General features: G+C 66.3%; 9 protein-coding genes. 4 read left to right on the forward strand and 5 right to left on the reverse strand.

What is annotated here, in order from left to right:
* Positions 1-83: 83 nt before the first annotated feature.
* The 3 genes from N5C91_RS26895 to N5C91_RS26905 are packed head-to-tail and all read left to right on the forward strand — an operon-like array spanning position 84 to position 1,375.
* Positions 84-341, forward strand: coding sequence for a YjhX family toxin (locus tag N5C91_RS26895; RefSeq protein ID WP_236173421.1), 258 nt, complete (start codon positions 84-86; stop codon positions 339-341).
* Positions 342-391: 50 nt separating this feature from the next.
* A complete protein-coding gene (locus N5C91_RS26900) occupies positions 392-895 on the forward strand; it encodes an N-acetyltransferase (RefSeq protein ID WP_279833242.1) in 504 nt (167 codons plus the stop codon).
* 33 nt (positions 896-928) lie between these two features.
* A complete protein-coding gene (locus N5C91_RS26905; protein ID WP_279833245.1) occupies positions 929-1,375 on the forward strand; it encodes a GNAT family N-acetyltransferase in 447 nt (148 codons plus the stop codon).
* Between the two features lie 71 nt (positions 1,376-1,446).
* Here N5C91_RS26905 and N5C91_RS26910 read toward each other — a convergent pair whose 3' ends face one another.
* The 3 genes from N5C91_RS26910 to N5C91_RS26920 form a co-directional block, all read right to left on the reverse strand.
* Complete coding sequence (locus N5C91_RS26910) at positions 1,447-1,848, reverse strand: DUF2501 domain-containing protein (protein WP_236173424.1); 402 nt, start codon at positions 1,846-1,848, stop codon at positions 1,447-1,449.
* A gap of 55 nt (positions 1,849-1,903) precedes the next feature.
* A complete protein-coding gene (gene aqpZ / locus N5C91_RS26915; RefSeq protein WP_279833247.1) occupies positions 1,904-2,590 on the reverse strand; it encodes an aquaporin Z in 687 nt (228 codons plus the stop codon).
* A 91-nt stretch (positions 2,591-2,681) separates the two neighbouring features.
* Positions 2,682-5,756 (reverse strand): autotransporter outer membrane beta-barrel domain-containing protein, encoded by a 3,075-nt coding sequence (locus N5C91_RS26920; protein ID WP_279833248.1) that lies wholly within the window; start codon positions 5,754-5,756, stop codon positions 2,682-2,684.
* A 187-nt stretch (positions 5,757-5,943) separates the two neighbouring features.
* Between N5C91_RS26920 and N5C91_RS26925 the strand changes: the two genes are divergently transcribed.
* The gene (locus tag N5C91_RS26925; protein WP_279833250.1) at positions 5,944-7,743 is read left to right on the forward strand and encodes a response regulator; all 1,800 of its coding nucleotides are present in this window, start codon (positions 5,944-5,946) and stop codon (positions 7,741-7,743) included.
* A gap of 231 nt (positions 7,744-7,974) precedes the next feature.
* Here the strand turns inward: N5C91_RS26925 and N5C91_RS26930 are convergent, their stop codons facing one another.
* Together N5C91_RS26930 and katG are read right to left on the reverse strand one after the other, a co-directional pair.
* Entirely contained in the window at positions 7,975-9,063 is a 1,089-nt protein-coding gene (locus tag N5C91_RS26930; RefSeq protein WP_279833252.1) for a glycerophosphodiester phosphodiesterase, read from the reverse strand.
* Positions 9,064-9,375: 312 nt separating this feature from the next.
* Positions 9,376-11,568, reverse strand: coding sequence for a catalase/peroxidase HPI (gene katG, locus N5C91_RS26935; RefSeq protein ID WP_279833253.1), 2,193 nt, complete (start codon positions 11,566-11,568; stop codon positions 9,376-9,378).
* Positions 11,569-11,747: the final 179 nt, after the last annotated feature.

Genomic DNA, 11,747 nt, shown 5'->3' on the forward strand with positions numbered 1-11,747 from the left:
ACGGTTATCGATGCGCATAAACGCTGGCGGACACGACGTCGTGTCTGCGGTTTCTACGCACCTACTGCCTACAGGTTTCCACCGTGAACATTTCCAGACCGGAACAACGGACCCTGCACGTCCTCGCCAAGGGCGGCCATATTTCCTTCCAGCGCGACGACTCCGGGCGCGTCATCTTCGTCGAGTGCTATACCCGCGACGGGCATGTACTGGCTGACTGCACCCTGGCTGTCTTCAGGAAGCTCAAGAACAAGCGGCTGATCGTCTCGCGCGGCGGCCTGCCCTATCGCATCAACGCCACCGGACTGGGCGCCGTGCGCCCGCAACTGGACAACCGCTGACAGCCAGCCGGGCTGCCTGGCGGCCCGGCTGCACAAAAAGGACTTGCAACATGCCTACAGATATTCGCAACGAACGGCCCGACGACGCGGCCGGCATCCGCCAGGTGACCGCGGCAGCCTTCGCCGTGGCCGAACACAGCGACGGTCGCGAGAGCGACATCGTCGATGCCTTGCGCGAAGCCGGGGCGCTGAGCATTTCGCTGGTCGCCCAGCGCAACGGCGAAGTGCTCGGCCATGTGGCCTTCTCGCCGATCACCCTGGATGGCGCGGACCTTGGCTGGTATGGCCTCGGCCCGGTTTCCGTGCGTCCGGACCTGCACGCCCAGGGCATCGGCAGCGCACTGATCCGTGCCGGCCTGGAACAGTTGAAGGCTCTGGGAGCCCAAGGCTGCGTAGTGCTCGGCGACCCGCGTTACTACCAGCGCTTCGGCTTTGCCGTGGACCCGTCGATACGCTACCAGGGGGTACCGCCGGAATTCTTCATGGCGCTGCCTCTGGGCGGCTCCGCGGCCAGCGGCCAGGTCGCCTACCACCCGGCCTTTTCCGCGTCCTGAAAGCGCAAACGACAACGCATGGAGGGAATCCGCATGAGCCCGGTACTTCGTCGCGCCAACGTCGCCGACATCGACACGCTTTTCGACATCCGCACCAGCGTGCGGGAGAACCACCTCAGCCGCGAACAACTGACCGAACTGGGCATCACACCGGCCGCACTGGCCGAGGCGATCGAAGCCGCGCCGTGCGCCTGGATCAGCGAAATCGACGGTATCGCCGCTGGCTTCGCCATGGTGGACAACGCGGCGGGCGAACTCTTCGCCCTGTTCGTGCGCCCGCAATACGAGGGCCTGGGCATCGGCCGCCTGTTGCTGGCGGCCGCCGAGGAGCAGTTGTTCCGCGAGCATGCGAGCATCTGGCTGGTGACCGATGGTGGCGAGGGAATTCGTGCCAACGCCTTCTACCGCCGCCATGGCTGGCAGTTCGCCGAACGCGTGGATGAGCGGGATGTGCGTTATGAGAAAAGGCGCTCGGCGTAGCAGGCCGCAACGCCGGGGAAATCCAGCGCGGACGCCGTCCGCGCTGGATTCCGTTCAGGCCGCGGCACGGCTCAGAGCAGCGACTTGCCCTGGCTGAGGACCTTGTCGCAGACCTGCTTGGTCACCTTCTCCTTGATGCCGCTGCCGGACAGGTCGAGGCTCTTGCCGTCGCTGCCGGTGAGGATGCCCTTGGCGCCGTCCTTGTAGCCGCTGTCGCTGGTGGTGGTGTTGCCGGGCAGCTTGCCCAGCAGCTTGTCCTTCACCTGAGTCGCGGCGTCGGCGTTCAGGTAGTTGTTCTTCGCGCAGTACTCCAGCAGGCCGGCGACGTTGCTACTGCTGCTGGAGGACACCGACGAGAGGTTGCCGAGACCACCAAGGCTGCCGGCGACGTCGCCGAGGGACGCGGCCTGGGCCAGCGACCAGGGCAACAGGGCGGCGGCGAGAACGGTGGGAATCAGTGTGCGGGCATTCATGACGATCTCCTGGTTGCGTTCGATGCGTTGCGGGGCGCCACTGCGAGTGTAGACATCAGCGGCCGCGTATCGCCCGGTAGACCAGCGCCCCCACGCTGCCACCGACCAGCGGAGCCAGCCAGAACGCCCAGAGCTGCTGCAGCGCCCAGGGCGCCGCGTAGACCGCCACCGCAAGGCTGCGCGCCGGGTTCACCGAGGTATTGCTGACCGGAATGCTGATCAGGTGGATCAGCGCCAGGGTCAGGCCGATCGCCAGCGGCGCGAAGCCGGCCGGGGCATCGCGGTCGGTGGCACCCATGATCACGAAGAGGAACACGGCGCTCATGATCGATTCGCAGAGCAGTACCGCGCCCAGGCTGTAGCCTCCGGGCGAGTGCTCGCCGTAGCCGTTGGCGGCGAAACCGCCAGCCGCGTCGAAGCCCGCCGCGCCGCTGGCGATCAGGTAGAGCACAGCGCCAGCCAGCAGGCCGCCGGCGACCTGGGCGAGGACGTAGGGCAGTACATCGGCCGCCGGGAAGCGGCCACCGAACATCAGGCCCAGGCTCACCGCCGGGTTGAGGTGGCAGCCGGAGATCGGGCCGATGGCATAGGCCATGGTGACGACGCTCAGACCGAACGCCAGGGCTACGCCGAGCAGGCCGATGCCGTGTGCGCCGAAGTTGGCGGCGAGCACAGCGCTGCCGCAACCGCCGAGTACCAGCCAGAAGGTGCCGATGAATTCGGCGGCAAGTTTCCTGTACATGATTGTCTCCGTGGAACCGGACTCCGGTTCCCTTGGCAATAACGGGGGATGGGCCACGCGGGAGGGTGCCAGCACCCTCCCCGTCGCCGGGCTACCAGAGGTAGCGGTAGCCGAGGGTCACGGCCCAGGGCTGCTCGAGGTGGTCGCCCTTGGCGTAGTCCAGCTCCAGCGATACCTTCTGCTGGCGGCTGAGCTGCAATGCCGCGCCGGCCCCCAGCTCACCGCGCGAGCCGGGCAGTTCGTTGTTGAGCTTCTCGCCGTTGACCCGTACGTGGGTGTTGCCCGCCAGCTCATCGATGTAGGACGCGGTGGCGTAGGTCTGCAGGCGCATATCGCGATCCAGCTGGATTTCCTTGCCGCCACGCAGGCCGATCCGCCCCTGCAGGGAATCGCTATCGCTGGCGCGCACCTTGAGGCCATCGCTGCTGGTGTAGTGTGGCCCTTCGAAGTGGCTGGCACTGAGCTGCACCTGGGGCTCGACGAACCATTGGTCCTGCAGGTCGATGCGCTTGCCGCCCTCGACGCTGACGCCATAGGCGTTGGCCTTGTAGTCACCCTTCACCGGCTGGCCGAGGTTGGTCGGCACCTTCACGTCGCCGTCCATGCGGTTGTACTTGATGACGTTGTCCAGGTACCAGCCATCGTCGCGCAGGTAGGTGGCATAGACGCCGACACTGGTGCTGTCGATATGCCCGCGGCTGTTCTCGGTAAAGCGGATGCGCGACTCGCTGGCACCGACCATGGCTCCCAGGTAGAGCCGCGCGCCGTCAAGCTGGACAGCCTTGTCGGCGCCGATCTCGATGCCGTCGAGGTTCTGTTCAAACGCGCGACCGTAGTTTTCCCCCATGTGCATGCGCTTGCCGAGGCCCCGCACCCAGACACCGCCCTGGTCCTGGCCGAGGCGCAGCTCGCCAAGGCGCTGCACCAGGGTCCCGAGTTCGGCGTAGTACAGGTTCGCCGCAGCGCTCTGCATGCCCAGGGCGACGTTGGAGCCCTTGGAGATGATGTCGGGCTGGCTGGTACTGCCATCGCCCGGGGAACCGGGGTTGCCACCGTCGCTGCCGCCCTGGTCGCCGCCGGGGTTACCAGCGTCGGAGCCACCAGGGTTGCCACCGTCAGAGCCGCCTTGATTGCCGCCTTCATCGCCACCCGAGCCGCCGTCGCCCGGATCGGGCGTGGTCGTCCCGGGGTCGCCGCCGTCACCGGTCCCCGTGGAGGGCTGGTCGGGGTCCTCCGGATCGGTCGGGTCGCCCGGGTCGACCACATTCTTGCCGCTGGCGACCAGGTACCAGTCGTTGCCCTGCTGTTCGAGGGTGTAGCGATAGGCACCGGCGTCCACGTGCTCGCCGTAGAGGCTGAAAGCGCCCGGGCTGCCCTGCGTGCCGACTACCCGAAGCTGGTCGCCACCGGCCTCCTTGCCACTGTCGGCGACGACCAGCGTGTGATCGCCATAGGCCTGCCCGCCGACCAGGATCAGGTCGGTCTGCAGGCTGGACAGGTCGGTGTTCATGTCGAAAGTACCGGCGCCGGTGAGGTCGCCGGTCATGGACAGCGTGTGATATCCGTTGGCACCAAAGGAAACCCGCGAACCGTCCAGGTCCAGCCGGCTCAGGCTGGAGTCGCCGTTCAGCTGCCAGTGGGCGTTGTGCAGCGTCATGTCCAGCACTCCCTGGGCCCCGTCCTGCAGGCGGGTATCGCCGTGCAGGTCGCTGCCCTCACTGGTCAGTTGCAGCGAACCGTTGCCGGCGACATCCGCCAGCAGGCCGGCGTCGCCGACATCCAGGCTGGAATCGCTCAGGCTGGATTGCAGCCTGGCGCCGGCGGCAATGGCGTATCCCACGCCATTGCCGGCCTGCAGTTGGCTGCCCGTGGCGTTGAAGCTGCCCGAGCTGTTCGTCTGCGCCGTCACCACTGCCGCATCGCTGGTGACGCGGCTGGCACTCAGCTGCAGGTGAGCGTCGCCGCCGCCTTGCTGTTCACCCGCGCTGAAAAGGATCGCCGAACCGCTGCGAGAGTCGATCTGGCTGTTGCTGGCGGTGACCGTCCCGCCATTGTCCAGATGCACACCCGCCCCGTCGCTGCCAGTGCTGGACAGTTGGCTGGCATCCACCCTGATGCTGCCGGACGCTGCCGCGTGCACGGCTGCCGAGCGGGTCCCGCTGCTTTCCAGGCGGCTGCCGGCGATATCGATGCTGCCACCCTCGGCCGTCCAGGCACCATCGGCATTGGCGCCATGGGTTTGCACCTGGCTGCCCTGGGTGAGTTCGATATGGGTGCCCTGGCGGGTGTAGAGCCCGTGGCTGCCCTCGCCTTCGGTCACGATCCGGCTGTGCTGCACCTTCGCCGAGCCGCTGGCGTTGTTGACCATCACGCCGATGCTGGCCGCACCGTGGGTAGTGATGCTGGAGTCGGCCAGCGTGTTGTCCGCGCCATTGCTGGACACATGCACGCCATGGCTGCCCTGCCCCGATGTCTCGAGGGTAGCGCCGCTGACCTGCAACGAAGCGCCGTTGCTGGCCTGGATGGCGGTGCTGTCGTCACCGACAGTGGTCACCTGCGAACTGTCCAGTAGCAGCGTACCGTTGTTGTCCAGCAGCACGCCGGCGCTGTGCTCGCCCTGGGTGGCCAGTGTGCTGCCACTGATCTGCGCGCCGCCGTTGTTGTGCGCGCGGACGGCGGCGGAGTTGTCGCCATCGGTAGTCACGCTGCCATCGACCAGCTCGACCTGGCCACCACTCTGGGCATCCAGCCCCGGATCATTGTCGCCATGGCTACGAATCTGCGATTCGACGATGTGCACCTTGCCGCCATTGGTCTGCAGGCCGAAGCTGCCGGCGCTGTCGACCTCGACGTGGTCGATCTCGTCCTGCTTGCCGCTCCACAGGTTGAACAGCAGGCCACCGCCGCTACCGGTGTTGTGGACCCAGCCGCCATCCATGGTGAATTCCATGTCGTTGACGGTGATCGCCGACTGGTTGGCCTGCACATCGACGTGCGCATCGTCCAGTTCGCTGGTGTTGTTGTCCCACGGGGAAAACGACTGCGGGGTATCGAAATCCTCGGCCAGCGACGGCAGGGCCGTCAGCGAAGTGATGATCACAGCCAGCAGTGTGGGAAGGAATGGCGGCGTGTGTCGGCCCACCAAAGAAATCGTCCGGGTATTCATCTGGTTGCCCTCCAGAGTCCATGTCTGGCCGGCTTCGGAGCCGGTCTCCGGGGGCAATTCTTCTCGGCACAAGGCTGCCTGAAGATGGGAAAGCATTTAGCGTTAAGTAGGAAACTTCCTACACAAATCCTGCAGGACTACGCGAAATGGCCTAGCGTTGATCGAGTATCCGGACTGAGGAGTTGTCATGGGGCAGGTGCTGATCGCTGATGGACATCCGGTCACCCGCCATGCCGTGCGCGTGTTGCTGGAGAGCGAAGGCCACCGCATCGCCGGCGAGGCGGAGGACGGCGTGGATGCCCTGCGCCTGGGCCTGGAGCAGCCCGCCGACCTGCTGATCCTGGATATCGACCTGTCGCGCCTCAACGGCCTGGACGTGATGGCCCGGCTCAGGGCGCGTGGCGTCAACCTGCCGGTGCTGGCATTCAGTGCACAGGACTCGGAGCACATCGTCGGGCGCTTCCTGCAGAGCGGCGCATCCGGCTTTGTCAGCAAGCACGACGACCTGCGCGAGCTGAGCCTGGCGGTCAGCATGCTGCTGCGCGGGCGCAGCTACTTCCCCATGCACCTGCTGGGCACGGTCAACCTCCAGGAAGTCCGCAGTGGCGAACACGAGCGGGTTGCCAGCTTGTCCAACCGCGAGCTGTCGGTGCTGTATTTCCTCGCCAGCGGGCGCAACAACCACCAGATCGCCCACGAGCTGACCCTCAGCGAAAAGACCGTCAGCACCTATCGCACTCGCCTGCAGCACAAGCTCAACCTGCACAGCCTGGCCGAGCTGATCGATTTCGCCCGGCGCAACGCGCTGGTCGCCGCGCCCCAGGCAGCCCCCGTCTCGGCCGCACCGGCCAGCGACGAGCTGGTGATGCTGCGCAGCCTGGTCGACAGCCTGCCCGACGCGCTCTACGTGCGCGACACCAGCGGCCGCCTGGTGCACGCCAACCGGGCCTTCCTGCACCTGTATGAGGTGGAGCTGGGCGATGTGCTGGGCACTCGCGCCATGGACGTGGACTGGTATGCACCGGCCCAGGCCGAGCTGCTGCATCAGTATTTCCTGCAGGCGGTTGCCGCCGAACAGGCCTTCGCCCGCGACATCGAGCTGCGCATCCACGGCCAGCGCCGCGTGCTCCACCACTGGGGCAAACCCTACCGCGACGCTGCGGGCCGGCTGCTCGGGATGATCTGCGGCAGCGCCGACATCACCGGCCGCCAGGACCGTCTGCGCGCCATCGAAGCGGACAGGTTGCAGGCGCAGTTGAGCAACCAGCAGAAACTCAACTTCCTGCTGCGCGCGAGCAATGAATTCAGTCTGCCCCTGGGCGCCATGCACGGCCTGCTGGAAATGGTTCTGCAGCGCGCCAGCCTGGCCCCTGCCGACCGCGAGGCGCTGGAGTGGATCGACGACACCAGCCGCAACCTGCTCAAGCTCACCGCCGACCTGCGCCAGAGCGCCCGGCTGGAAAGCGGCGAGGAACAGGCGCAGGCGCTGCCACTCAGGCTGGACCAGCTGCTTCGCGAGGCCATCGAGTCCGCCGCGCCGGCGCTCCAGGCCAGGAAGCTGGCCGTGGACCTGCAGATCGCCGCCGAGCTGGGCCACACGCTGCTGGGCGATCCGCAGCTACTGCGGAAAATCCTCGATTACCTGCTGGCGTATCTGATCCGTGAAAACTCCGCCGGCACCCTGCGCATCAGCCTGCATGGGCAGCTCGAGGCGTCGTTGCTGGCGATCCGTCTCAACGCCGCCCCGTTGCTCGGCAACAGCCCAGACCCGTTGGCAGTCTATTCGCTGGAGGAACTGGCCGCCGATGCTGCACGGCAGATGCTCCAGGACGCGCCCGTCGGGCTTATCGTCGCCCGGCGCCTGGTCGATCTGCTGCACGGCGAACTGGTCCTTGCCAGCCCACCGGGCGAAGGCACCGCGGTGAGCCTGCACCTGTCCCTGCCGCTAGCCCGGTCGATGCCCCGCGCTAGCGATCCGCCCTTGTAGGATGGCGTGGAGCGCAGCGATACCCATTGGGCTCCGTGGGTATCGCTGCGCTCCACCCACCCTACGAGTCTGACGCTCCCCATCGCGCCGATCTGTTCGTTGTAGGAGCGAGCTTGCTCGCGAACAGGAGCCACGCATAGCGCCGGTGACGTGCGGTTCGCGAGCAAGCTCGCTCCGACAGATGGCCGATCAGGCGGCGGGAGCTCTCTCACGACGCCCGAGATAGCGGGCTCAGTAGCCCACAGACTTCAGCACCTCGTCCACGCCCTGGCTTGGCGGGCGGCCAAGGAAGCGCAGCAACTGGTCGGTGCGGTTGGTGAAGAAGCCGTCCACCCCCGCCTTGCTGAGCCTGTCGAAGTCCACGGCGTCATCGACGGTGTAGGCATGCACAAACAGGCCGCGCTCATGGGCCGCCTGGTTCATCCAAGGCTGGACGAGATCCATGTAGCTCTGGTCGCCACGGGCGCTCAAGGTTGCCGAAGGGCCACTGCCCAGCGCGCCGTGGGCCTTGGCCCAGTCGAGCCAGGCAAAGAGTTCCTCCCTGGACTTCACTTCCTGCCCGGCATAGAAGTCCGCCTTGATCTTCTCGCCGGACTGCGCAAAGGACGTCGGTTTCTTCGCTGCCATATAGCCATCGCCGACCCACAGCAGCAGGACCTTTGGCACTTTCGGCAGGCTCTTGTGCAACAGCTCCAGGCTGCTCTTCTCGAAGGTCTGCAGCACGATCCGGCCCTGGGGCTCGCCGTCGGCGTTCAGCCAGCCACGATTTTCCAGGACCTTGCGCAGGTCTTCCTCGATACCGGGAAACTGCCCCGGGGCCTTGGTTTCCAGATACAGGCCAGGCGTCTCGCCGCCGCCCTCGGCAATATCGATCAGCTCATCGAGGGTGAGGATGCGCACACCCGCGTACTTGGAGCGCGCCCGTTCGGGATAGGTGGCATTGAACCAGCTACCGGCATCCAGGCGCTTGAGCTCCGCCAGGGTGAACTGGCTCACCGGTGCCTTCTCGCGGCCGGGGAAGACCTTGGCGATATCGGTGGTGCGCTCCAGGGTGTCATCGTGCACGGCCACCAGCACGCCATCCTTGGTGCGCTGCAGGTCCGCTTCCAGGTAGTCCGCGCCCAGGTCACGGGCGGCGAGATAGGCCGGCGCGGTTTCCTCCGGGGCATCGTGAGAAGCACCGCGGTGGGCGATCACCGTCGGCCAGGGAACGCCGGCGGCCTCGCTGAGGGCGCGGCCAGGCGACTCCTCGGCGCTGGCGGCAAGGCTGGCGCAAGCCAGGGTGAAACTGCCCAGTACAGCGATGATGCGGCGGCGCATAGGCGAAACCCCTTCGGTCGATAACGGCTAAGCGGACCAGTCTGGCGCGTGAGCATGACGCTCGTGCATCCGGGCGCGAAGTAAAGCGGCAACAGCACAGGAGCATGGCCCCACTGAGAGCAGCGCCTGCAAGAACGGAACCCTGGAGAATAGGACCCTGCCCGCTCCGCGCAATTCCGTCTGGATGCCCCAGCAAGAAAAAACCCGCTGACAATCGCTTGTCAGCGGGCTTTTCGTAGGAGCGAGCTTGCTCGCGAAGCGCATGGCAGAGGAGCCTGGTTCGCGAGCAAGCTCGCTCCTACAGGATTGCCGTCAGCGCGGCAGGTCGAAGCGGTCGAGGTTCATCACCTTGGTCCAGGCCTTGACGAAGTCAGCGACGAACTTGCGTTCGCCGTCCGAACAACCATAGACCTCCGACAACGCCCGCAACTGAGAGTTTGAACCCAGTAGCAGGTCGATGCGGCTGCCGGTCCACTTCGCTTCGCCGGTCTTGCGGTCACGGCCTTCGAATTGATCGTTGTCCGCCGAGGTCGGCTTCCACACGGTGCCCATGTCCAGCAGGTTGACGAAGAAATCGTTGCTCAGGGTGCCGGGACGCGCGGTGAACACGCCGTTCTGCGAGCCGCCGGTGTTGGCGCCCAGCACGCGCAGACCGCCGATCAGCGCGGTGACTTCCGGAGCGCTCAGGGTCAGCAGTTGCGCCTTGTCGATCAGCAGCGCTTCGGCCGGCACCGAGAACTTCGACTTCTGGAAGTTGCGGAAGCCATCGGCCACCGGCTCCAGCATGCCCACCGAGTGCACGTCGGTCTGTTCCTGGCTGGCGTCCATGCGGCCCGGCGCGAACGGTACGCTGACCTTGTGGCCGCCCTTGCGCGCGGCCTCTTCGACGCCGGCATCACCTGCCAGGACGATCAGGTCGGCGAGGGAAATCTTCTTGCCGCCGGCGGCGGAGGCGTTGAACTCGGACTGGATTTCACCCAGCACGCCGAGGACCCTGGCCAATTGCTCTGGCTGGTTCACCGGCCAGTCCTTCTGCGGCGCCAGGCGAATGCGCGCACCGTTGGCGCCGCCACGCTTGTCCGAACCACGGAAGGTGGAAGCCGAGGCCCAGGCGGTGGAAACCAGTTCGGCGACCGACAGCCCCGAGGCCAGCACCTTGGCCTTGAGTGTGGCGATGTCCCGCTCGTCCACCAGCGGGTGGTTGACCGCCGGGATCGGGTCCTGCCAGATCAGCTCTTCTTTCGGCACCTCCGGCCCCAGGTAACGTGCCAGCGGGCCCATGTCGCGGTGGGTCAGCTTGAACCAGGCACGGGCGAAGGCGTCGGCGAAGGCGTCCGGGTCTTCGTAGAAGCGCCGGGCGATCTTCTCGTAGGCCGGGTCGACACGCAGCGAGATATCCGTGGTGAGCATCGACGGCGCACGGCGCTTGGACTTGTCATGGGCATCGGGAATGCTGCCGGCGCCCGCGCCATTCTTCGGCTGCCACTGGTGGGCGCCGGCCGGGCTCTTGGTCAGCTCCCATTCGTAGCCGAACAGGTTCCAGAAGAAGTTGTTGCTCCAGCGCGTCGGCGTGGACGTCCAGGTGACTTCCAGGCCGCTGGTGATGGCATCGCCACCGGAGCCCGTGCCGAACTTGCTGACCCAGCCCAGGCCCTGGTCTTCCAGGCCGCCGGCTTCCGGGTCGACCCCGACGTTATCCGCCGGGCCCGCGCCGTGGGTCTTGCCAAAGGTGTGGCCGCCGGCGATCAGGGCGACGGTTTCCTCGTCGTCCATGGCCATGCGCGCGAAGGTTTCGCGGATATCACGGGCGGCGGCCACCGGGTCGGGATTGCCGTTGGGGCCTTCCGGGTTCACGTAGATCAGGCCCATCTGCACGGCGGCCAGGGGGTTCTCCAGGTCGCGCTCGCCGGTGTAGCGCTTGTCGCCGCCCAGCCAGGTGGTTTCCTCGCCCCAGTACACGTCCATGTCCGGTTCCCAGACATCCTCGCGGCCGCCGGCGAAGCCGAAGGTCTTGAAGCCCATGGATTCCAGGGCGACGTTGCCGGTGAGGACGATCAGGTCGGCCCAGGACAGCTTGGCGCCGTATTTCTGCTTGATCGGCCAGATCAGCCGGCGCGCCTTGTCCAGGCTGACGTTGTCCGGCCAGCTGTTGAGCGGGGCGAAGCGCTGCTGGCCGCGGCCGGCGCCGCCACGACCATCGCCGATGCGGTAGGTGCCGGCGGCGTGCCAGGCCATGCGGATGAACAGCGGGCCGTAGTGGCCGAAGTCGGCCGGCCACCAGTCCTGGGAGTCGGTCATCACGGCGCGCAGATCGGCCTTCACCGCTTCCAGGTCAAGGGTCTTGAAGGCCTCGGCGTAGTTGAAGTCCTCGCCCATGGGGTTGGACTTGGAAGAATGCTGGTGCAGCAGGTCCAGCCTCAGCTGGTTCGGCCACCAGTCACGGTTCGATGTGCCACCACCGGCGGTCTGGTGGAAGGGGCAGCTACCTTTCTTTTCTTCACTCATTGCAGGCTCCTTGTGGACGCCTGTGCGGCGCCTCGTATTCGCACAACCCATCAGAAGATAGATCAACTGGGGAAGGCTGCTATTGCAGTTATTGATTGGCTCGAGCGGTAAAAGGCTATCGATGGGAGATGGCGAAAAGCCTCATCCCGGGAGACGGCAACGCACGTCGTTGTCATCGG

This window comes from Pseudomonas sp. GD03903, assembly GCF_029840045.1.
Lineage (GTDB): Bacteria > Pseudomonadota > Gammaproteobacteria > Pseudomonadales > Pseudomonadaceae > Pseudomonas > Pseudomonas pseudonitroreducens.